Genomic DNA, 20,783 nt, shown 5'->3' on the forward strand with positions numbered 1-20,783 from the left:
ATCGGATCACAACCTGCAGTTGTAAAGCTTTGGCCGCAAAGGAAGCCATGGATGTTGCTTCCAGTGCTGCTTCTGGGCTGCTGGGAGAGTGGGCTGAGTGGGCCAGAACGATCGCTGGCTGCCGAGCCAGAGAGAACACCGCCGCTGATTAATAATTCCCTGCCCAGTCAGCCTCCTTTAGATGTGAAAGTCTTCCAACCTGGCCAAACTCCACCGGGAGTAGTGACCTCCAACACAATTTCTCCGACCCATCTTACTATTCCCAGCCTCTGGTGGGTACAGGAACAAGTTGTTGCCAATACCGAGGAGTTGAATCAACAATTTGGCAAGGAGTTGATTATTGATTGGTTGGCTTATCCGATTCAGCAAGGGCAGGCAGGACGGGTTGACCTGATGGTGGATCGGCAGTTTTGGGGAGTGCTGGATTATCTGCAGCGTTATGAGTTTGTGAACCGCTTCAGTACGATCGTCCGTGGGTATGGCTACAACATTCGAGTATTTGATAGTCAAGCGACGATCGTGGCCGCTTTTACCTGTGACTTCAGTAAGCTGGATCTGCATCTACTGCAACTATCGACGGAGCTTTCCGAAAGTTCCTTGCCGCAACCCGAAATGATGAATTATTCTCGCAGCCCCATCGCCGATCAACTCAGTTGCACTATGGCCATTGAGACGGGGACAAGTTCATTTTTGAGAAGAAACTTTACGCCCATCAAGTAGCCGCAACAGGCGATCGCATCTCAGTCCAAAACTGTTGATATTGCTGCAACGATTTTTCTGGCAAGGGCTTGAGAAATTCACTGGCCTGCAAAACTTTGCCCTCTGGGAAAATCAGCGGATTACCTCTTAAGTCCTCTGGCAGTTGATCTAAAGGCTTGCCCAGTAAGGCGGGGGAAATGCTCCAGGTTCGCAAAGACAATTGAGCTGCAATCTCTGGTTGCCACCAAAAGTCCAACCAGGCGAGAGCGGGAGCGGATAGTTTCGCTACAGCAGTTTGCGGGCGTACCCACAAGTCAGCAGATAAGGCCGTCCCTGATGGGGGAATCACCGCCGCAATTTTAGACAGGCGATCGCCCAACGGCAGTACATCCAGTGACCAACCGACCGCAATCCAGGTGTCGTCCAGCATCAAAGGCTGCAAATAGGCATCCGAACTGTAAAACTTGGCCTGCTGATTCAAAGCTTGCAACGTTGACTTTAGATCGGGAACTACGGCTAAGTCCTCAGTGTTGTAGGAGTGGCCCAATTTCTTCAGGGCTAACCCAATGACCTCACGGGGTTGGTTCAGCAGGGAAATACGTCCCCGAAACTCAGGTCGCCATAAATCCTGCCAGTCGGTTGGGGGTGGCAATCCACGTTGCTGCAGAATGTCCCGACGGTAAGCAATCACCGTACTGCTTAAACGATAGGGAATGCCCCACACCTGTCCCTTGGCATCCACCTGTCCCTGGTCGTTTCGCAGCAGGACTTCTGATAATTTGGGATTGTTAACCAACTGAGACCAACTCCTTAATCCAGCACGATCGCTTTCACTAAAGGGTTGCAGTAACCCCTGCTTCACCGCATTCGATAACCAAAAATCACCCAATGTCACCAAATCTGGAATTCCTGTTTTCCCTTTACCCAGAAAGGGAACTTGCTCGAACCAGAATCCGAATGAGGCTGGTTGGGGTTGTTGGCCGGATTGCTGCCAGCTTTGCAGTTGGGAAAACAGGATCTGTAGTTGCGCTTCAGACACAACATTGAGGGCAACGGACGGTGTTGACTTTCCCATCTGGTGGCGAAACCGTTGCAGGAGTTGCGAAGGAATCGAGCCCCGCAGCATCTCAATCGTCAACGGTATAGACTTTTGTTGGCTACATCCCAGTAGCCCCTGACCGATGGCCCAACTCACCATTCCCACCAGCAGCGATCTGCGATTGATCTGCCCAAACTGTTCCCGTTCCACCATGGATATTTATCATCGCTCCATTGATCATAATTGAGTGGTCAGTCTTTCGGCTTTTTACTGCAAAGAAACTGATGTAATTTGCTGATCCAGGCGGACGTTCAAACAGATTTTGAGATACATTACTTTACGAGTCGAATTCTCATGCTTTCAAGTAGCTTTTTCCCAGTTGGCCCTGGCCAATTGCCTTTTCCTTCAGCCATTACTTTATCTGCTGCATATAGAGAAACCTATCACAGTTAGTGAATTAGCATTATGTTGAACTATCGGTCTGTTGTGGTTTGCCTCCTAGCTCTAGTAACGGCATTTCTGCTCAATGTGGGTCATGCAGAGGCGGCCAAAAAAGTGAAGCAGCCTCCTACCTATACGGCGGAGCAACTGGAGCAAATTCAGGCTTATGCTGCAGATCTGCAAACGATGCGCGATCGCCTGCCGGAACTGGCTCCCCTAATTACACGCAAAGATTGGACTTTTACCCGGAACTTTATCCGTGGTCCGCTAGGAGAATTGCGAATTCAGATGCTGAATCTCTCCCGCACTCTTCTACCTGATGCTCAAAAGAGTGCTCAGACGCTGGCAAAGACGGTTTTTGATGATCTGATTGCGATCGATCAGGCTGCCCAAGACAAGAACTATCAGGTCGCTATTCGGAAATATGCCAATACGGTTAAAGACTTTGATGCCTTTCTGGCCTTAGTTCCCGAAGCGGCCCGCTCCAAGCCTGCGGCAGTCGCCAAACCCGAACCTGAGAAGCCTCGGCTGAAACTGTTTGCCCCCAAGGAAGAAGCCCCGCCGCCTGTTGCCGAACCGGAAGCCACTGAATCTGTGGTAGAAGAAGAACTGGCTCCAGCAGGTGAGGAATGAGGGTTACGGTAGTTGGATGCGGTATTGTTGGAGCGGCGATCGCCTTTGAGCTTAGCCAGGTTTCTGGGCTAAAGGTGACCGTGCTGGATGCTCAACAACCGGCTCAAGCCTGTAGTAGAGCGGCTTTGGGAGTGTTGATGGGAGCCATCAGCCAGAAGCCCAAAGGGAACAACTTACAGATGCGGTTGTTGAGCATTCAGCAGTACAACGCATGGGTGCCTCAACTGGAAGCAATTACCGGACGTAGGATTCTGTTTAACCGCCAGGGCATTCTGCGCCTTTGCTGCGAGGGTGACGACCTAGATGCATGGCGATCGCTGGCCTCCTTACGGGCATCCCAGGGGTGGCAACTGGAGATTGGCGATCGGGCTTACCTCGCTACCCATTACCCCCAACTCAACCTGGACGGCATTATTGGGGCGGTCTATTCTCCATCCGATCGACAAGTTGATCCTACAGCCATTACTCTGGCTCTGATTGAAGCGGCTCAACACAATGGCGTTAGCTGCCAGTTTGATACACCTGTCACCGGAATTCAGCCCGATGGCCTGCAGCTTTACACCCCCAGAGGTTCCCTGGATACGGATTGGTTAGTCATCGCAGCCGGATTGGGTTCCACTCCCCTGACTACCCAGCTTCAGCAAACGGTAGATATTCGACCTGTATTGGGACAGGCGGTGCGAGTCAAAGTTCCCCAGCCGTTGGGCTATCCCACTTTACAACCTGTGATTACTGGTCAGGATGTGCATTTGGTGCCCCTGGGAAATGACGAATATTGGATTGGTGCCACCGTCGAATTTCCCCCTGTGGATTCCCCCTCCCCAATCCCCGATCCCGTTGCCCTGGAACAGATGATGCAGCAAGCGATTGCCTTCTGTCCCGCTCTGCACCAGGCGACCCGGTTGCACCATTGGCAGGGACTACGCCCTCGTCCCGAAGGTCGCCCTGCCCCAATTATTGAAAGGCTTTCTGGCTATTCTCATGTAATTCTAGCTTCAGGACACTACCGCAACGGAGTCTTACTCGCTCCTGCTACAGCGAAAAAAGTAAAAGATCTGATTTTAGACGCAGCTAAATTGTGATCCTGGCAGATGCCTATTAGGGACAGATTGTGTCTGCAAATTCTGGTTGAGTGTTAGAATCTCTGGCTAAACCTGTCCCCACAGATTTTCGGGTTTCTAGAAGTTCCCTAAGCATTAATGCCATAGATGTGATAGCCGCTGTCGGCCAGCATCGCATAGTCGATCGCTGTTGGGCTACTCACTGAATAGAGCCAACCATAGGACATTACGGAAAACACCTGAGACGCAGGATGGTAGTAGTTGTAGGTGCCGGTAACGGGATTGGGGCCATCCTGGGATTGTAAGGGGATGGGGTTACCACCATTGGCTATGGTGGCATAGTAGCCCTTGAAGACTGCTGTTTGTGGGGTACTCAAGTCCTCTTGCAGATATCCAGTCCAGTTCATACCCACTAATCCCAGGACATGGCCTAGCTCATGTAAAACGGCATTGTAGAGATAAGTGTCGCTCACCAAAGTGTCGATCGCAATCTATCCCACTCGTGGCATAGATCCCGTGCCATTGGGTGTGATCCAGCCACCAAATTCATATTCTGGGCCACCATACCCCCCGATCAGTCCACCTGAACTGATGGCATTGACAAATACCACTACATCGTCAACATACCGTTTGGTCATGAAAGTCGATTGGCTAGGGAAGCCGTTGTCTATCAACTGAATGGCGTCATTCAGCTGCAAACCGCTCCAGCAATCGGCAATCCAATTTGCCCAATCATTGGCAGCTTTCTGGGCGATCGCCTGTCGTTCCGGAGTCCAGAAGCCCAGGAAATCGTTGCGGAAGTCCAGGTCAATGTTGAAGCGAGTGGGATCCGGTGCATAAGTATTAGCGATCGTCCCCAGGTCATATACACCGTTGAACGTAAGTCCGCCACTGAGGGAATAACAAATCGTATTGCCGGAGGTGCGATCGGTACTTGCAGAATCAGCTTCTGCAATAAACCAGACAGTGCGGGCCTGTTGCCAGGTTTCTGGGATAATCGTGAGACTGATTTGAGTGCCGTTGCGCAGATCGCCGTCTGCATCCACCACTAAAAAATCTCCGCCTGTGAAAGTGAGGGTAACGTTGGAAGTTGGAGCCTGATTCAGTTGAATTTGGAAGGTTCCACTCGCCCCTCTCGAAAACTAAAGGATAACTGGCTAATGGTGATTGGGTCAGAAGTATAAGAAGCACTGGCAGAAAATTCAACCTCAGGAGTAGAGAGGCGATCGGTTTCAGATTTGCTACTTTCAGAACTGTTGGGATCACTGACAAGAGTAGAATCTGTTGCCGGAATCACAAGATTAGCTACAGGTGGCTCCGGTCGGGCATATTGAGCAGTTGGTGGTGCTGTATGCAAATGGGTAGCAGCCGAACAGGAGCACCAGGAAAAGCCAGAAGCCCCAAACTGAAGTGGCTGGTTGATAGAAATTGAATGAGCCCGATCAAAACCTGGATTAGAAAAGTATTCGGATGACGGAAGTGAACGCTCTAAAGCGCTGCCCTCCAAAAAAATCGGGGGCGCTGTATCGAAAAGAGAAGGTACTGACATTGCAATCGAGTCGAAGCCAAAAATTTTACTTACAGAGTAGAAGCAACTGTAAACTATCCTCTAAGTCAGTCTTTCGTTTAGATAGAAAAGCTTAAGACTGTCATCATTCTTAGGGGGGATAGAATCCTGATGAAATTTGATACTACCTATCGTCTAAGTAAAAAATATTACCTTCATGAATTCTTGACAAAAGTCGATAACTTAAAGGTATAAATACTTGCCAATGAATAGATCTGGTTAAACTACCGCCCGAACTACCTTTTCCCACAGGAGCTACCTTGTACATACAAGAGCGGGAGCCAAATCTGAATTGGCTGCCCCTTCTTCTACGGGGAGAAGGGGCAGAAATGAGGGGATGTGAGTTTTGTCAATTAATCAGGAGTTTTACGGTCTATTCAGAAAGAGAACTGCTCATCGTCATCAATCTGAACATCCCAATTCGCAGATAAGACTTCTGCAACAACTGCTTCAAGTGCAGCGACATTGAGTTCTCGCTGATGCTGATCCAATAAGGGATTAGATAGGGGAATGAGACGGAGCGTGCGACTATCCTGAATCAAATCAAAATAGGGTTGATGATCAGGAGATTGCCCCAGTTCTAAACAGTCAAAACTATGAACATTCAAGTAGAGGGCATGATTGGCTACCAGAGTAGAACGCTGGGGATCTGCAAACACTTCGAGAATATAACCCTCTCCCTGACTGGTCAGGATCCCATCCTGGGTATGTACGTAGCGCACTCGCCCTAAGTCAGTAAGAAGTCTATGCATATCCTGCTTGTTGACGATTGTGCCAGCATCAATAATGCAGGGAGCGATCGATCGCTTACTGCCAGGAAGGTGTTCATAACTCATGGAGAGATAGCCTCTGAACTAAAACAAGCCTGAAACTTGAGCATTAAACCCAGCCAAGGTCATTAAAAAAACTGGCCGTTGACGTAGGAATAAGGATGTAGTAAGGAGCAATAGTGTGAGGGGCAGGGGTTGATGGCGCATGAACTAATTTTACTCCAAGATTTTTGGCTGGCCGCAGCGAGATCAATTGAAATTAGTCGGTCAAATGCTAGATTTTAAACTTCCTCTACATCTGGTTATATCTTCAAATTCTTTCCACTAAATGTAGCTTGCCAACTTTTAAGCAAGGTAGGAAGATTAAACTTCCATAACGAAAATGTTGCGATCGCTCGTTTTAACAGGTTTAGGTGCCCTGGCCTTTTATACATGCGTACCTGTTCCGCAACGGCTGCCTCTCAATTTTCACGGAATTGCTCGTTGGGCACCTGGAATTGGCCTGGGAATCGGTGGTGCGCTAGGGGCGATCGATCAAATCTTACAGGTGGCAGGAATGCCAATCCTGGTACGAAGTGCCATCCTGGTTCTGCTCTGGCTGACAATTACAGGTGGCCTGCATCTGGATGGCGCAATGGATACCGCAGATGGACTGGCCGTGCTGGATCCCCAACGCCGGTTGGAGGTGATGGCCGATAGCCGAACGGGAGCCTTTGGGGTAATGGCCGCGATCGCCATTCTGCTTCTCAAAACCACCGCTCTGGTCAGTCTGGACTCTGACCGCTGGTTTGCTCTGGTGGGAGCCGCAGGCTGGGGCCGCTGGGGACAACTGGTGGCGATCGCTCGTGATCCCTACCTCAAACCAGAAGGTAAAGGAGCCTTCCACAAAGCTGCCATTCATTCCCTGTGGGAAGCGGTTCCTTCATTGTTGCTGCTTTTGGGGTGGAGTGGTTTACTGGTAGGGTTCCATGTTATCAGTTGGCAATCGGCAGTCGCAATGGCCCTGAGTGGCAGTACGATCGCCCTGCTGACAGGAGCCTGGTTCAATTACAAGCTGGGTGGTCAAACAGGGGATACCTACGGGGCGATCGTTGAATGGACGGAAGCCCTGGTATTGGTTTTGGCAACTGTGCTACTGAGGTGAGGGGATTTGGGGCTGTTCTGTTGTCCTTGGTCATCTGTCCTTTGTCCTCTGTGATTTCCCGATCCGCTTGACATATACTCGATCGCACCGGGCCGTCTCCACTCTCGTTGCTGGTTCGTAGCCACTGGTTTCATAGAGAACTACGGCTTCCTTCAGGGCACTGGCCGTTTCAACCCAAATTTCAGCAAAGCCGTGGGCCGCGATCGCCGTTTCCAACTGGCGCAGCAGAAATCGTCCTAATCCCTGCCCCCGAACTTCTGGCCGTAGATACATCTTGCGAATTTCGACCGCTTTATATCCCCGGTGAATCGGATAATAGGCTCCTGTGCCTACCAGATTTCCCTGCTGCTCAATCACCCAGAACTCTCCCTGCCGTTTCAGGTAGCAGGCTTCCACGTTCAACACATCCTGGTCAGCTCCTTCTGGTTCCCAGGCCAGCCCGTACTCTGTCAGGACAGAATGAATGACTGCTGCTGCCGGTTCACGATCGTCCGGTTGCCAGTCCCGAATCAAAAACGTTTGATAGTAGTGCTGCATATCCCTAGCTGTGGATTCTGGGTTCTGGATGTAGGGTGGCTAATAACTCACTTTCCACGATGGCCAGTTCTTGCAACCGTTGATTGACCACATCCCGGTCGTAATAGGTCGTTGCCAGCAGCCAGTAGATGCCATAATGGCGGGCTTCCGAAGCCATTAAGCCACGATAGAAGCGGGTCAATTCCTGATCGGGACAATGACTGGCTAGCAGTCCCAATCGCTCATGGCTGCGGGCCTCAATCAGACCGGAAATCAAGAGAGAATCCAGCAGACGATCGGGTTCCTGGGGCCGAATTTGTTTATTTAAACTGGCTCCATAGGGAGGTGCGGCCAGTGGCCCAAGAGGAATGCCCCGTTGCTCCAGGATCTGGTTTACCTGATCAAAGTGTTCCAGTTCTTCCTGCGCGATCGCCGTCAACGATCGCACCAGTTTGGTATTCGAGGGATAGCGAAACATCAGATTAATGGCAACTCCAGCCGCTTTGCGCTCACAGTGGGAGTGATCCAGCAAAATTGTATTCAGATTTGCCAATGCCTGCTCAATCCAGGCTTCTGAGGTTGGTTGCTTGAGAAACTTAATCGGAGTACCAGCCGTCATTCTTTCCTTCCCTGCTTTTTATTCCCCACTCTCTATTTCAGGGTAATCCAGCAAAGATTGATTCTACATCGATCGCATAAACAGTGAGGGAGTGGCCTGCCAAAGTTGCTCTAGCCGATACGAACTGTGGGTTTCGTGCCGATGATCAAGCAGTCTCCCACCTGCAACGATAATCCCTGAATGACTCCACTCACCAAATCCAGGTGTCCATTGGCGGGCAGGTAATAAATCAACATGCGATCGCGATCTTCCCACAACTCGCTTAACGGTCGCCCTCGCCAGGGGTGGGATTCATCAATATGAATTTGATGAATTGGCCAGGTTTGGTTAAACAGTTTCAGTTGGCCGATCGCTACATTACCCAGGGCTGAAAAGGCAAAGATAGGAGCTGACAATGCTGCCACACTCATGGTGATATGGTCGGGCAGCATAGCATCCAACTGTTCTCCTAGACTGGTATTAAACAGGCGATTGATAATCCGAATGCGAGGATTCAGCACTCTGGCCTGCATTAGCACACTTCAATTCACTCCATCTTCACTGGTGGCCAGAATCAGCGTTTGGGCTTCCCGGATCCCCGCCTCCAGTAATGTCTCAGCCGCCTGTAAATCGCCAATAATCACATCGTCTCCTTCTCCTGCAAGGGGACGGTTGTGGATACCAATGACATACGCACCATGTTGTTTTAACAACCGAAAAACCTTGTGTCCTGTAGAATCCAGGCCACAAACAATAATTTTAGATTTCATGTCTAGAGACATCTGAATCAGCCACAAACACTCCCATCAGATTCCCCGATCGCCCACGCTTTGCTTAAACCGCTATTCTGGTAAACCATTATTCTCGATCAGTCATTGCCAACGAACTGTAGCCGCAAACACGAGTAGCCTGTTTACCATAGAAGAGAGTTCCTGGCTGAAACGCTATTTATTATGAGTTATTACGTTATTTATGATGGCAACTGCAATCTCTGTGTCACGCTGGTGCAATGGCTGGAAACCTTTGATCGGGGACAGCGATTTCTCTATATTCCGATGCAAGATGAAAAGGCTTTGGGCCAGTTCCAAATTACGGCTCAGGATTGTGAACGCGGCATGATTCTATTAGATGCTGATCGTCCAGAACGGCGCTGGCAGGGAAGTGCGGCGGCTGAGGAAATTGGCAACTTGCTACCTGCTGGAAATCTATTTGTTGCCGCGTACCGGGCTTTACCGGGTCTGAAGTGGAGTGGCGATCGCATTTATGAACAGATGCGTGACAATCGCTATACCCTGTTTGGCAAACGCGACCGTACGTATCATTCTCAATATCCTGTTTGTGACGCTGAAAATTGCCGCATGGGATCAAGGGTCTCCTAGTCCCCCACTCTCTGATAGGATGCTTTCTATCTCCTAGTTTCCCTTCGACCTGTGGTACAAAGCGCATCAACGTCTGAGATTGTTCTTGACGCCTCCTCGCTGGAGGATCCAACAATTTGGTCTGAGTTACTTAAGCAGCTGCTGGATCGTCACTCTCTTGCCCCCGATCAGGCTGCAAAATTGATGCAGGGGTGGCTGACCGAGAAAGTGCCGCCAGTTCTATCTGGAGCAATCCTGGCAGCGATTCAGGCCAAAGGGGTATCGGCAGAAGAATTAGCGGGGATGGCAAGAGTACTGCAGCAGCAAGCCTCCTGTCTTCCCACTGCCCACTGCCCACTCCCCACCCCCCTGATCGATACCTGTGGTACGGGAGGAGATGGGGCTGGAACGTTCAATATTTCCACCGCAGTTGCCTTTATCGCAGCGGCAGCGGGAATTCCTGTTGCTAAACATGGGAATCGATCGGCCTCCAGTCGGGTCGGCTCCGCAGATGTGCTAGAAGCCCTGGGGGTGAATCTGACGGCTCCAGCAGAAAAGATTCAGGCGGCAGTGGAGGCGATTGGCATTACATTTTTGTTTGCACCGGGTTGGCATCCTGCCTTGAAGGTGGTGGCTCCTATGCGGCGAACGTTGGGAGTTCGTACTGTGTTTAACTTCCTGGGGCCGTTGGTAAATCCGATGCGTCCGACTGGCCAGGTGATTGGGGTCTTTGATTCTGCCTTGCTGGCAACGATCGCCCAGGCTTTGAATCAACTTGGCACTCAACGAGCGATCGTACTGCATGGTCGAGAACAGTTGGATGAAGCGGGTCTTGGCGATGCCACTGATATGGCCGTCTTAGCCGCAGGTCAGGTACACACGGCCACCCTCTATCCTACGGAACTGGGACTGGAGCCTGCCCCACTAAGTGCGATCGCTGGTGGGGATGTGCAGCACAATGCAGACATTTTGAAAGCAGTTCTGCAAGGAAAAGGAACCCGTGCCCAGCAGGATGTTGTCGCCTTCAATGCCGCCCTGGCCCTTCAGGTTGGTGAAGCACTCCCTGATCTGCCAAATCCCTACCTGAAAGGAATTTCTTTAGCTAAAGAAATTTTAAACAGTGGTGCTGCCTGGGAAAAATTGGAACAACTGGTGGCCTTCCTGAAATAAACCTTGTCCAAGTTCAGAACCGTAGTTTCTCTGATCGAAAAACGACCTTTCCCTAGCTGGACTTGGTTTAAGTCGTCCACCAATTCATCTTCCCTGCAAGGGCAAGCAGCAATGAGATTAACTGCTGCTACATCTGCTGTTCGCCTAATGCTTGATGAATCTGAGCTAATAACTCGCTCATGGCGATCGGTGGGGTGAGAATTTGGGTCGCAAGTTCCTCAATTACCGACGGTAGAGCAGGTAGGGGGGTATCCTGGCATTCTCGATGATCCAACACCAGGATCGGTGGTCTGGGATCCTGGGTTTTGAGCGTAGATAGCCGCTCCAAGACCAGGGTTTGTAGTGCCGCGTCTGTCCAGCAAACTAGCAGTAAATCTACACTTTGAGCTTTCACCTGTTGCAGAACGTCCTGCCAGGATTGACCCAGCAACCCTCTAAAACCAGCTGTTTGCAAATATTGAATGAGTGCCTGCAACCACTCTGATTCCTGGGGAAACTCTTGCTGCGTTTGAGCAGGCAGATGGGCAGGATTCTTTACTTCTGGCTGAACAGACAGGGCCGCCGGATCGATCGCCAGAATCCGGGACTGTCGCATACATCCCTCTGCAATCTGGAGTACTTGCAATAAGGTTGAGTAATCCAGGGATTCGCCTGCCGTTAATGCAGGACTGGACACATCAGGGGCTAAACAGGGAAAGACCTGTAAGCCAGGAATCTGGTTGGCTAATCGCGTGGTTTCTGCATCCAGAGTCACGAGAGGTAGGGCGGTTAAGCCAGGGTAGTCCTTAAACTGCTGCAGAAAAAGTGAGGGATCAGGGAGGGAGCGATCTAGCATGATTATTTTGGGTTGCCAAACTCGGGCCAGTAGGTCAGCCTGCCTCAGATCATCAGATTGCAGGATACGGAAGTGGTGCTGTTGCAAAAACTGGGTTAACTGGGCTGCAGGAGACACTTCCGTTTCGCCGATCAAGTCAAAGTGAAAGTAGAGAATAGTGGAATAGGCGGAAGCACGAGGAGTAGCCAGAAGACTGACCGTTGTGGCGAGAACCTGCTGGAGGGTTTGTTGGAGAGTGGTGGTAGAGACAGGCAGACTCAAAAAACCATCTGCCTGATTCCGATCGCCCTGTTGTTCATCCCGTCCCATCGCGGTGAGGATGACTGGAATCTGCTGAGTATCAGGCTTTGACTTAAGCAGCGTCAGTACGTCCCATCCGGAGAGCAGGGGCAGGATTGGATTCAGCAAAATCACACAGGGTTGAAGACGGCGAACTTTCTCGATCGCTTCAGTTCCAGAGCGGGCCACAACGACCTGATAACCTAATCCCGTTAGCTGATCGGTCAGCAGTTCGATACAGGGGGGAGCCGTTTCTACCAGTAAGACCAAGCGGTTGGGGGAGGCTGTTCTGAGGGGGGCGATCGGCTCTCCAGAAAGATTATTGCCAGAAAGACCTGTTTGGGTGTGCAGAGGTACCCGTCCCCCAGGGTAGCGGGCTGTCCAGTGAGCCACTTCGGCTCCCTCCTGATCTTCTCTAGTGGGAGCTAGAGGCGTTTTCTCCGGGGGAACTGGGGGGAGCAGGATCGTGAATTGGCTGCCCTGGCCTTCCTGGGAAAGGAAGGTGACATCGCCTCCATGCAGTCTGGCCAATCGGCGAGTTAACACCAACCCCAATCCGGCTCCTTCAAACTGGCGAGTCAGAGGATTTTCCAGTTGTTGAAACTTTTGGAAAACCAGGTGTTGTTTTTCAGCCGCGATGCCAATCCCCGTATCCCAGACGGTAAAGGCAATCCAGCCCCCCCAGTGATTTACCTTCAAGCCGATCGGATGGCCAATTTCAGTAAATTTGAGGGCATTGGATAACAAATTCAGCAGCATTTGTCGCAACCGGACTTCATCTGCCACCAGGATATCCAGACCCGGTTCAATCTCCAGTGTGAACTGAGCATTTAATACATCTTCTGTCAACGGTTCACCCATTTTGTGCTCAATCATCCTAGCCTGCTTGGCTTGCTCAAACGCTCGCTGGCAGACGATTTGAATATTGACTGGCTCAAACAACAGTTCTAACTGGCCAGTTTCAATTCGGGTGAGATCCAGAATGTTATTCACAACGGCCATCAAGTGACGGCTGCTCTGGTAAATCAATTGGGCATAGCGAACTTGACGATTATTCAGTTCTCCCAGGGTCTGGTCTTTGAGCAGTGTAGATAGCCCTAAAACAGCCGTCAGAGGGGTCTTCAGTTCATGGCTGATACAGGCCAGAAACTCATCCTTGAGGCGATTGAGTTGTACCAGATCAGCATTTTTAGCTGTGAGTTCCCTAGCCAACTGCTGTTGTTCGGTCAAATCCTGGGCTAAGACCAACCAGAGTGGTTCTCCGGCAGGTTTAGCCTCGTCCAAGTTCGGTGTTTCTTTAGCGGTTAACGTAGCTAATCGAAAGCTGTCTCGTGCAGAGGTTGATGCCGCCAGATGGGGGTCTATATCTGGCTGGCGTTGAGTTTCCAAAGTTGCACTAGACGAGTTCACTCGCCAGTCGGGCAGCAGGGTACCCAGGGAGATTTTGACAAATTGTAAGACCTGTTCCTGACCGTTTTTCAAGGCACAGGCACAAACACAGGTGTCTGGAGTAGAACCGATATGACACAGGGATGGCTCGGCGGCATTGGGAGGCGAGACTTCTGTTCCCTCCAGCCAAGGTGCAGCTTCTTGCCGGAGATGGGTTGGATCTGATAAGGCTCCAACCAGACGGCACCAGCGAGAATTCTGCATCAGCACCTGACCGCTACTGGTTTGTAGCATAACAGGCAGGGGGAGATGCTCCAGTAATTTTATCCAGGAATGAAATAAAACTAATGGTAAAGCCGATGCAACAGAGCCATGGGGGGGATTGGAAAACTGTAAGGATTCCTTAGCCTCACTTTTCTGGGGCCATCGTTGCCGCAGGATGTCCTCCAACTGCACGGTACAAGCCTGATGCTCTCTCTCAGTCAGTACAGGGAGAACCAGGGAACAGGTCATCTGACGATCGGGCTGGATTGCGATCGCGGATTCTGACTCTTGCAGGGCAAGCTGTTGCAAAATCGTAAAGCCATCTAGTAGCCCTAATAACTGTCCCTCTGAGTTCACAGCCACATAATTTATGGACTGCTGCGATCGCAGTTCAGTCAGAAATTGAGCTAATGTCCAGCTTGCGGGTACAGCCGTCAGAGGTTGCAGAAGTATGGAGGAGAGGGTCTGCAAGGGAGTGTGCAAAGCCGCGATCGCCATTTGAGAGCGCCTGGAGGTAAACCATTTCTGGCTTTTGAGATAGCTCAATAGCTGACCAAGCGATACCAGACCTAGCGGCTCCTGGCGGTCATTGACCAATGCCAGTGGCTGATTTGGATAGCGAGTCATCAAATCCAACACGTCCCTAACGCTAATGTTTCCTGGGCAGGTAAGGATCGGTTGGATGAATTCTTTGAGGACGAGATTACTTGCAATCATGCCCAACCTGCTGTGAGAAACAGCACTGAAGTACTGAACGGCTACTAAATGTTGGTTTTATAACTAACTGTTGGTTTTATCAATGTTGGTTTTAAAGGCGAACGAGTGGCAATCAGCAAACGGCTTCTGACAAATGATCCCAAAATAAACCCTGTCCACATCCAGAGCCGTATTTTCTGTTATGGGAAAACAACCGTTCTCTAGCTGGACTTGGTTTGACACTTCCAATTATGGCTCTGGAATTAGAGGCTACCGGAAGACGATTATAATTAATTAAAGTTGGGCCTTAATAAAGTATTAAGGTTTCTGCTTCACCTGGTTCTATCCTTGCACTTGTTTTTTGCTTTCGTTCCCCAAACGACCCTTGCATCCCCGACTTTCAATTTGCGCTCTTCTGTTTTCCGATACTCTGGCTCAGGCGATTTCAGACGCATTGAGTCACCCACCGCAAGCTGATTCCACCACGGAAGTCCAGTACCAAATCACAATTCTCCGCTCTAATGAAGAATTTTGCAGATTTATTGAACAAGAGAAGCAGCATCTGGATTGCCTGATCCTGCAAGGAGACAATAACCTGCCCTATCTGGTGAACTGGTTATATCGCCATGTGACGTTACTTCCGGCTGTAATTATTCCCTCGGAAAATTCAATCGATCAATCGATTATCCTAGCAGACGGCGCGAGTCCAGCCACTCCGCCAGATCAAGCTCCTGCAGAGGCAGAAGAAAGCTTCTTTACGTACCACATTGCTGAAGTTTCTATGCCTGTTACTGAGTCAAACAATATTAGCCACTATGTTGATCAGGCGATCGCTCGCTTTATCAACTTGTCTCCTGCCTGTCATGTTACCAGGGCTACACCCACCGCTGAAGTTAGCTCGGAATCGGAGCGAACTTCTTTGCAGCAGCAGCAGCACCGATTGAGCGAGAAATTAAAAGAACGGCTAGGATACCTGGGCGTGTACTTTAAACGGAATCCGCAAAATTTTCTCCGTCATCTTCCTGCCGACGAAAAGCAGGAATTGCTGGAAAAGCTGAGGGAGGACTATCGGAGTATCGTTCTTTGCTACTTCCTGGAAGACGGCACCCTCAATCAAAAGATCGACAACTTCGTAAATATGGCCTTTTTCGCTGACATTCCCACGGCACAAATTGTAGAGATTCACATGAATCTCATGGACGAGTTTTCCAAGCAGCTAAAATTGGAGGGTCGTAGCGAGGAAATCCTGCTAGATTATCGCCTGACCCTGATTGATGTCATCGCTCACCTATGTGAAATGTATCGACGTTCTATACCAGGAAATCTTAAAGACGAGAATCTATGAGTCCTCTGAAAAAAATCTACGTCCTCAAACTCTATGTTGCTGGAAATACACCAAACTCTATTCGGGCTTTAAAGACCTTGAACACGATTCTTGAAGAAGAATTTCAAGGGGTGTATGCCCTGAAAGTGATTGATGTCTTGAAAAATCCTCAACTCGCAGAAGAAGATAAAATCTTGGCAACTCCGACTCTGGCCAAAATTTTGCCCCCTCCAGTCCGTAAGATTATTGGAGATCTGTCTGATCGAGAAAAGGTATTGATTGGCCTTGATTTGCTCTATGAAGAGTTGCGGGACGAAGAAAATACAATGCAGCAGGAGTCTGACTGATCAATTAAGTGCAGTCAGAAAACGGGTGTTTCTTCAGCAGAGAACCTTTGGCTCTGAAATTGAAGTAACTGAAAGCCCCTCTGAATCAGCCCTGATCCTTTATTTCTCATACATCTTTTTTTTATTAAATCTAGAATTAGTAGTCATTTAACCACCATGAATCAACTTAACCCAAGCGCCGTTGGAGGGATGAATGCATCCGGAGTCCACAAAATTCGTACCATGATTGAGGGATTTGACGATATCAGTCATGGTGGATTACCTGTTGGCAGAACAACTCTAGTGAGTGGTACTTCGGGTACCGGAAAAACCCTGCTGGCTATTCAATTTCTCTATAACGGAATTACTTATTTTGATGAACCTAGTGTATTTGTTACCTTTGAAGAATCTCCGGCAGATATCATCAAAAACGCCTTTAGTCTTGGTTGGGATTTACAAAAGTTCGTAGATGAAGGGAAGTTGTTTATCCTGGATGCCTCGCCCGATCCCGAAGGTCAGGATATTGTGGGAAACTTCGACCTTTCTGCGTTGATTGAACGTATCCAATACGCTATCCGTAAGTATAAGGCCAAGCGAGTATCGATCGACTCAGTGACTGCCGTATTTCAACAGTACGATGCTGCTTCTGTGGTGAGGCGCGAGATCTTTCGCCTGGTTGCTCGCTTGAAGCAGGTCGGAGCCACTACTATCATGACTACGGAGCGGGTAGAGGAATATGGCCCAGTCGCTCGCTTCGGAGTGGAAGAGTTTGTCTCGGATAATGTGGTGATCGTCCGTAATGTGCTGGAAGGAGAACGCCGTCGCCGGACGATCGAAATTCTCAAGCTGCGTGGCACTACTCATATGAAAGGGGAATATCCCTTTACGATTACCAATCAAGGCATCAACATCTTCCCGTTAGGAGCCATGAGGCTGACCCAGCGATCGTCGAATGTGCGGGTATCTTCTGGTGTTAAAACCCTAGACGAAATGTGTGGCGGTGGCTTTTTCAAAGACTCCATCATCCTGGCAACCGGAGCTACAGGAACGGGCAAAACCTTACTGGTCAGCAAGTTTCTGCAGGAAGGCTGCAACCGGGGTGAACGGGCAATGCTGTTTGCCTATGAAGAATCCCGTGCCCAGCTTTCTCGGAATGCCTACTCCTGGGGCATTGATTTTGAAGATCTGGAGCAAAAAGGGCTACTGAAAATTCTTTGTGCATACCCGGAATCGGCAGGGTTGGAAGATCACCTGCAAATCATTAAGCAGGAAATTTCAGAGTTTAAACCGTCCCGGATTGCGATTGATTCTCTCTCAGCTCTAGCCCGAGGGGTCAGTAACAACGCGTTTCGTCAGTTTGTTATTGGGGTGACGGGGTTCGCCAAGCAAGAAGAAATTACGGGTTTCTTCACCAACACCACCGATCAATTCATGGGATCGCACTCCATTACGGACTCTCACATTTCCACCATTACCGACACAATTTTGATGTTGCAGTATGTGGAAATTCGTGGTGAAATGTCTCGTGCCATTAATGTCTTTAAGATGCGTGGTTCCTGGCATGACAAGGGCATCCGGGAGTACACGATTAGCGATCATGGCCCCGAAATTAGGGACTCCTTCCGCAACTTTGAACGGATTATCAGTGGTTCTCCCACCCGGATTTCTGTGGATGAAAAATCGGAACTGTCCCGCATTGTTCGAGCGGTGCAACGAGATAAGGAATAACGAGACGAGGGCAGAGGATACTAGAATCCCATCTTTCTGCCCTCTGCCTTTTGGCTTTTTAAGAAATTAGGCGATCGCTGCAGTGGCTTGTTTGCTGAAATACTTCTGCAAAATGCGATCGACCATCTGGTCAGGCAGCAATCCTAGATCCGCCTTGGACTCATCCGGGCTAGCATGATCCACTAACTGATCGGGGACTCCAATACGGATTACTGGCACCATGATATCTGCATCCAGCAGAGCTTCTGCCACCGCAGAGCCAAATCCTCCCGGTAAGCAACCTTCCTCAAAAGTCACCACCCGACCGATTTTTCCCGCTAGGGGCAGGATCAGGTCGGTATCCAGAGGTTTAGCGAACCGGGCGTTGACCACTGTTGCTCCAATCCCATGCTCATGGAGAATTTCGGCTACCTGCATCGAGGGGTACACCATCGACCCATAGGCCACCAGTAGAATGTCATCCCCGTGGCGTAATAGTTCTCCCTTACCAATCGGCAGCGGCTCCCAGCCTTCTTCCATCAACGGCACACCATAGCCATTGCCTCTGGGATAACGGAGGGCGATCGGGCCATCGGTGTACTGAATGCCAGTAGCCACCATGCGTTGCAGTTCGGCCTCATCTTTGGGAGCCATCAGCACCATATTGGGAATACAGCGCAGATAAGCAATGTCATACATTCCCTGATGAGTCGGCCCATCGGCTCCCACGATTCCGGCCCGATCCATACAAAAGAACACTGGGAGATTCTGGATACAAACGTCGTGAACGATCTGATCAAAGGCGCGTTGCAGGAAGGTGGAGTAAATGGTGGCTACCGGACGCATTCCCTCACAGGCCAACCCTGCCGCTAGCGTCACTGCGTGTTGTTCCGCAATCCCAACATCAATGTATTGATTAGGAACTCGTTTTTGAAGAATATCCAATCCTGTACCCGTTGCCATTGCTGCGGTGATGCCGACGACACGGGGGTTATTTTCGGCAATCTTGGTGAGGGTTTCACCAAACACTTTAGAATAGCTGGGCGGTTTGGGCTTGCTGGATGGTATCGCTTTGCCAGTGGCCAAGTTAAACGGATTCTGGGCATGGTATCCCACCTGATCTTGTTCTGCAATTTCGTAACCTTTGCCCTTCACAGTGGCCACATGCACCAGCACCGGGCCAGGATGTTGATGAGCTTGCTGGAAGGTGCTGATCAATTCCTCCAGATTGTGACCATCGATCGGTCCAATGTAGGTAAATCCCAGCTCTTCAAAGACAGCCCCGACCTTGGGAACGGCTAACCGTTTCATCCCTTCTTTCACACGCCCCAACTCCGGAGCCAGGGAATCTCCCACAAAAGGCAGGTGTTTAAACTGTTCTTCCAGATTATCGGTCAGAAACTGTACCGGGGGGCTGAGGCGGAGTTTGTTGAGATAGCGAGGAATCGCTCCCACATTGGGAGAAATCGACATTTCGTTATCATTCAGCACGACTAGCAGGTTGGTTTTAGGCAGGTGACCTGCATGATTAATGGCTTCCAGAGCCATACCTCCGGTTAAGGCACCATCACCAATGACAGCCACAACTTTAAACTTTTCACCCTGCATATCACGGGCCAGAGCCATCCCCAGGGCTGCCGAGATGCTAGTGGAAGCGTGGCCAGCGCCAAAGTGGTCAAACTTGCTTTCACAGCGCTTTAGGTAACCTGCAATTCCATTTTTCTGCCGCAAGGTGTGAAATTGAGAATAACGCCCGGTCAGCAACTTGTGGGGGTATGCCTGATGCCCAACATCCCAGATAACTTTGTCACGATCAAGATCGAGTGTTTGATACAGAGCGATTGTTAATTCTACCACTCCTAAGCCAGGACCAAGGTGTCCACCAGTGGCTGCAACGGTCTCCAAATGTTTTTCGCGGATTTGACGAGCAATTTGCTGGAGTTGATGAATGGACAAACCGTGTAACTGATTAGGGTGGGTCAGTTCACTTAAATGCATACCGGGATATCCTCATGGCATATCAGTGAATTTGTTTACCCTTATCACTGTCCATACTAATTTGCACTTTGTCAATCAAACGTTTCAGTCCCGTGGGCCGGGATTTGATATTGTGACTGCTCTCAATCGTCAGCGTGTCCCCGTCTGCAACTTTGTTTCAGTCCCGTGGGCCGGCATTTGGAAATTGTGACCCATCCAACTTTCCACAGTGTGCTCAACGCCTTGTGGCATCAGAGGTTTAGGAACCTGGGACATGTATGCAGTCCCAGTAGAAACCCTCGTGTGCTCAACGCCTTGTGGCATCAGAGGTTTAGGAACAGGATTCCTGAATGTAGCTATAAAGAAAGGGTTTAGTGCTCAACGCCTTGTGGCATCAGAGGTTTAGGAACCTTCGTACTTGACGAAGCCGCGCAGTAAGCTTACGTGCTCAACGCCTTGTGGCATCAGAGGTTTAGGAACCAACTTTCCCATATGAATCAGAAAAAGAACGACAAGTGCTCAACGCCTTGTGGCATCAGAGGTTTAGGAACCTAGGTTCCGGTTCCTAGAGTTTCCATTCAAGCACTGTGCTCAACGCCTTGTGGCATCAGAGGTTTAGGAACCTGAGAAGCGTGATGATAGGTCTGCTTCTACTTGTGTGCTCAACGCCTTGTGGCATCAGAGGTTTAGGAACTAGTTACTCCAGTAGGGATAAACCGTGCTGGAGAATTTCGTGCTCAACGCCTTGTGGCATCAGAGGTTTAGGAACTTCTAGATCTGCTTGACAGCGACCGAAGTAGGAATGTGCTCAACGCCTTGTGGCATCAGAGGTTTAGGAACTTGTAGTTATCGGAAAAACTGATTCCGGTTCCGGCTAGTGCTCAACGCCTTGTGGCATCAGAGGTTTAGGAACGTCGCCTCGCCCCACGTCCACCTCCCGCCTGGAACAATCTGTGCTCAACGCCTTGTGGCATCAGAGGTTTAGGAACA

At 50.0% G+C, this 20,783-nt stretch carries 20 protein-coding genes and 1 CRISPR repeat array; of the genes, 9 read left to right on the plus strand and 11 right to left on the minus strand.

All coding sequences use genetic code 11. The annotated features are described in order from the left end of the window. The first annotated feature begins 51 nt into the window (after positions 1-51). Entirely contained in the window at positions 52-720 is a 669-nt protein-coding gene (locus tag ACUVQO_RS04365) for a hypothetical protein (protein ID WP_445924671.1), read from the plus strand. On the opposite strand, the gene ACUVQO_RS04370 is transcribed toward ACUVQO_RS04365, so the two are convergent. After that, complete coding sequence (locus ACUVQO_RS04370) at positions 713-1,951, minus strand: extracellular solute-binding protein (RefSeq protein ID WP_445924672.1); 1,239 nt, start codon at positions 1,949-1,951, stop codon at positions 713-715. The two genes, ACUVQO_RS04365 and ACUVQO_RS04370, sit on opposite strands and share 8 nt — an antisense overlap. A gap of 252 nt (positions 1,952-2,203) precedes the next feature. On the opposite strand from ACUVQO_RS04370, the gene psbQ reads away from it, so the two are divergent. Both psbQ and ACUVQO_RS04380 read left to right on the plus strand, forming a co-directional pair. Further along, complete coding sequence (gene psbQ / locus ACUVQO_RS04375) at positions 2,204-2,812, plus strand: photosystem II protein PsbQ (RefSeq protein ID WP_445924673.1); 609 nt, start codon at positions 2,204-2,206, stop codon at positions 2,810-2,812. Next, entirely contained in the window at positions 2,809-3,894 is a 1,086-nt protein-coding gene (locus ACUVQO_RS04380) for an NAD(P)/FAD-dependent oxidoreductase (RefSeq protein ID WP_445924674.1), read from the plus strand. The genes psbQ and ACUVQO_RS04380 overlap by 4 nt, the downstream gene beginning before the upstream one ends. A gap of 107 nt (positions 3,895-4,001) precedes the next feature. On the opposite strand, the gene ACUVQO_RS04385 is transcribed toward ACUVQO_RS04380, so the two are convergent. The 4 genes from ACUVQO_RS04385 to ACUVQO_RS04400 all read right to left on the minus strand — a co-directional run bounded on the left by ACUVQO_RS04385 (position 4,002) and on the right by ACUVQO_RS04400 (position 6,276). Beyond that, a complete protein-coding gene (locus ACUVQO_RS04385) occupies positions 4,002-4,349 on the minus strand; it encodes a hypothetical protein (RefSeq protein WP_445924675.1) in 348 nt (115 codons plus the stop codon). Between the two features lie 15 nt (positions 4,350-4,364). Then, positions 4,365-4,922, minus strand: a complete 558-nt coding sequence (locus tag ACUVQO_RS04390; RefSeq protein WP_445924676.1) for a hypothetical protein — start codon at positions 4,920-4,922, stop codon at positions 4,365-4,367. Positions 4,923-4,975: 53 nt separating this feature from the next. After that, complete coding sequence (locus tag ACUVQO_RS04395) at positions 4,976-5,230, minus strand: hypothetical protein (RefSeq protein WP_445924677.1); 255 nt, start codon at positions 5,228-5,230, stop codon at positions 4,976-4,978. 587 nt (positions 5,231-5,817) lie between these two features. Then, positions 5,818-6,276 (minus strand): hypothetical protein, encoded by a 459-nt coding sequence (locus ACUVQO_RS04400; RefSeq protein WP_445924678.1) that lies wholly within the window; start codon positions 6,274-6,276, stop codon positions 5,818-5,820. A 316-nt stretch (positions 6,277-6,592) separates the two neighbouring features. On the opposite strand from ACUVQO_RS04400, the gene cobS reads away from it, so the two are divergent. Continuing rightward, a complete protein-coding gene (gene cobS / locus ACUVQO_RS04405; protein WP_445924679.1) occupies positions 6,593-7,354 on the plus strand; it encodes an adenosylcobinamide-GDP ribazoletransferase in 762 nt (253 codons plus the stop codon). A 30-nt stretch (positions 7,355-7,384) separates the two neighbouring features. Here cobS and ACUVQO_RS04410 read toward each other — a convergent pair whose 3' ends face one another. From ACUVQO_RS04410 to ACUVQO_RS04425, 4 genes are all read right to left on the minus strand, one after another. Beyond that, a complete protein-coding gene (locus tag ACUVQO_RS04410) occupies positions 7,385-7,891 on the minus strand; it encodes a GNAT family N-acetyltransferase (RefSeq protein ID WP_445924680.1) in 507 nt (168 codons plus the stop codon). 4 nt (positions 7,892-7,895) lie between these two features. Continuing rightward, positions 7,896-8,489, minus strand: coding sequence for a tRNA-(ms[2]io[6]A)-hydroxylase (locus tag ACUVQO_RS04415; protein ID WP_445924681.1), 594 nt, complete (start codon positions 8,487-8,489; stop codon positions 7,896-7,898). Between the two features lie 110 nt (positions 8,490-8,599). After that, on the minus strand, positions 8,600-9,001 hold the full coding sequence (locus ACUVQO_RS04420) for a hypothetical protein (RefSeq protein ID WP_445924682.1): 402 nt from the start codon (positions 8,999-9,001) through the stop codon (positions 8,600-8,602). Between the two features lie 9 nt (positions 9,002-9,010). Next, positions 9,011-9,238 carry an NAD-binding protein gene (locus tag ACUVQO_RS04425; RefSeq protein ID WP_445924683.1) on the minus strand — a complete coding sequence of 76 codons (228 nt, stop codon included), beginning with the start codon at positions 9,236-9,238 and terminating at the stop codon, positions 9,011-9,013. 183 nt (positions 9,239-9,421) lie between these two features. Here ACUVQO_RS04425 and ACUVQO_RS04430 point away from each other — a divergent pair, with 183 nt between their 5' ends. Both ACUVQO_RS04430 and trpD read left to right on the plus strand, forming a co-directional pair. Then, positions 9,422-9,847, plus strand: a complete 426-nt coding sequence (locus ACUVQO_RS04430; protein ID WP_445924684.1) for a thiol-disulfide oxidoreductase DCC family protein — start codon at positions 9,422-9,424, stop codon at positions 9,845-9,847. Between the two features lie 51 nt (positions 9,848-9,898). Next, entirely contained in the window at positions 9,899-10,996 is a 1,098-nt protein-coding gene (gene trpD / locus ACUVQO_RS04435; protein WP_445924685.1) for an anthranilate phosphoribosyltransferase, read from the plus strand. Positions 10,997-11,123: 127 nt separating this feature from the next. On the opposite strand, the gene ACUVQO_RS04440 is transcribed toward trpD, so the two are convergent. Further along, complete coding sequence (locus ACUVQO_RS04440) at positions 11,124-14,480, minus strand: ATP-binding protein (RefSeq protein WP_445924686.1); 3,357 nt, start codon at positions 14,478-14,480, stop codon at positions 11,124-11,126. 364 nt (positions 14,481-14,844) lie between these two features. Here ACUVQO_RS04440 and ACUVQO_RS04445 point away from each other — a divergent pair, with 364 nt between their 5' ends. The 3 genes from ACUVQO_RS04445 to kaiC all read left to right on the plus strand — a co-directional run bounded on the left by ACUVQO_RS04445 (position 14,845) and on the right by kaiC (position 17,837). Beyond that, on the plus strand, positions 14,845-15,804 hold the full coding sequence (locus ACUVQO_RS04445; protein WP_445924687.1) for a circadian clock protein KaiA: 960 nt from the start codon (positions 14,845-14,847) through the stop codon (positions 15,802-15,804). After that, positions 15,801-16,130: a circadian clock protein KaiB gene (gene kaiB, locus ACUVQO_RS04450; protein WP_445924688.1), complete on the plus strand. Its 330-nt coding sequence runs from the start codon at positions 15,801-15,803 to the stop codon at positions 16,128-16,130. The genes ACUVQO_RS04445 and kaiB overlap by 4 nt, the downstream gene beginning before the upstream one ends. Before the next feature lie 156 nt (positions 16,131-16,286). Next, positions 16,287-17,837 carry a circadian clock protein KaiC gene (gene kaiC / locus ACUVQO_RS04455; RefSeq protein ID WP_445924689.1) on the plus strand — a complete coding sequence of 517 codons (1,551 nt, stop codon included), beginning with the start codon at positions 16,287-16,289 and terminating at the stop codon, positions 17,835-17,837. 66 nt (positions 17,838-17,903) lie between these two features. Here kaiC and dxs read toward each other — a convergent pair whose 3' ends face one another. After that, positions 17,904-19,814, minus strand: a complete 1,911-nt coding sequence (gene dxs / locus ACUVQO_RS04460; protein WP_445924690.1) for a 1-deoxy-D-xylulose-5-phosphate synthase — start codon at positions 19,812-19,814, stop codon at positions 17,904-17,906. Between the two features lie 210 nt (positions 19,815-20,024). Then, a CRISPR array of direct repeats spans positions 20,025-20,782; the repeat unit is 36 nt; unit sequence GTGCTCAACGCCTTGTGGCATCAGAGGTTTAGGAAC. Position 20,783 lies beyond the last annotated feature (1 nt).

The organism is Leptodesmis sp., from assembly GCF_052746595.1.

Bases quoted from the DNA above. Each gene is read 5' to 3' on its own strand.
- ACUVQO_RS04365 (WP_445924671.1), top strand. From the start codon at position 52: ATGTTGCTTCCAGTGCTGCTTCTGGGCTGCTGGGAGAGTGGGCTGAGT.
- ACUVQO_RS04370 (WP_445924672.1), bottom strand. From the start codon at position 1,951: ATGGTGGAACGGGAACAGTTTGGGCAGATCAATCGCAGATCGCTGCTG.
- psbQ (WP_445924673.1), top strand. From the start codon at position 2,204: ATGTTGAACTATCGGTCTGTTGTGGTTTGCCTCCTAGCTCTAGTAACG.
- ACUVQO_RS04380 (WP_445924674.1), top strand. From the start codon at position 2,809: ATGAGGGTTACGGTAGTTGGATGCGGTATTGTTGGAGCGGCGATCGCC.
- ACUVQO_RS04400 (WP_445924678.1), bottom strand. From the start codon at position 6,276: ATGAGTTATGAACACCTTCCTGGCAGTAAGCGATCGATCGCTCCCTGC.
- cobS (WP_445924679.1), top strand. From the start codon at position 6,593: ATGTTGCGATCGCTCGTTTTAACAGGTTTAGGTGCCCTGGCCTTTTAT.
- ACUVQO_RS04410 (WP_445924680.1), bottom strand. From the start codon at position 7,891: ATGCAGCACTACTATCAAACGTTTTTGATTCGGGACTGGCAACCGGAC.
- ACUVQO_RS04415 (WP_445924681.1), bottom strand. From the start codon at position 8,489: ATGACGGCTGGTACTCCGATTAAGTTTCTCAAGCAACCAACCTCAGAA.
- ACUVQO_RS04420 (WP_445924682.1), bottom strand. From the start codon at position 9,001: ATGCAGGCCAGAGTGCTGAATCCTCGCATTCGGATTATCAATCGCCTG.
- ACUVQO_RS04425 (WP_445924683.1), bottom strand. From the start codon at position 9,238: ATGAAATCTAAAATTATTGTTTGTGGCCTGGATTCTACAGGACACAAG.
- ACUVQO_RS04430 (WP_445924684.1), top strand. From the start codon at position 9,422: ATGAGTTATTACGTTATTTATGATGGCAACTGCAATCTCTGTGTCACG.
- ACUVQO_RS04440 (WP_445924686.1), bottom strand. From the start codon at position 14,480: ATGATTGCAAGTAATCTCGTCCTCAAAGAATTCATCCAACCGATCCTT.
- kaiB (WP_445924688.1), top strand. From the start codon at position 15,801: ATGAGTCCTCTGAAAAAAATCTACGTCCTCAAACTCTATGTTGCTGGA.
- kaiC (WP_445924689.1), top strand. From the start codon at position 16,287: ATGAATCAACTTAACCCAAGCGCCGTTGGAGGGATGAATGCATCCGGA.
- dxs (WP_445924690.1), bottom strand. From the start codon at position 19,814: ATGCATTTAAGTGAACTGACCCACCCTAATCAGTTACACGGTTTGTCC.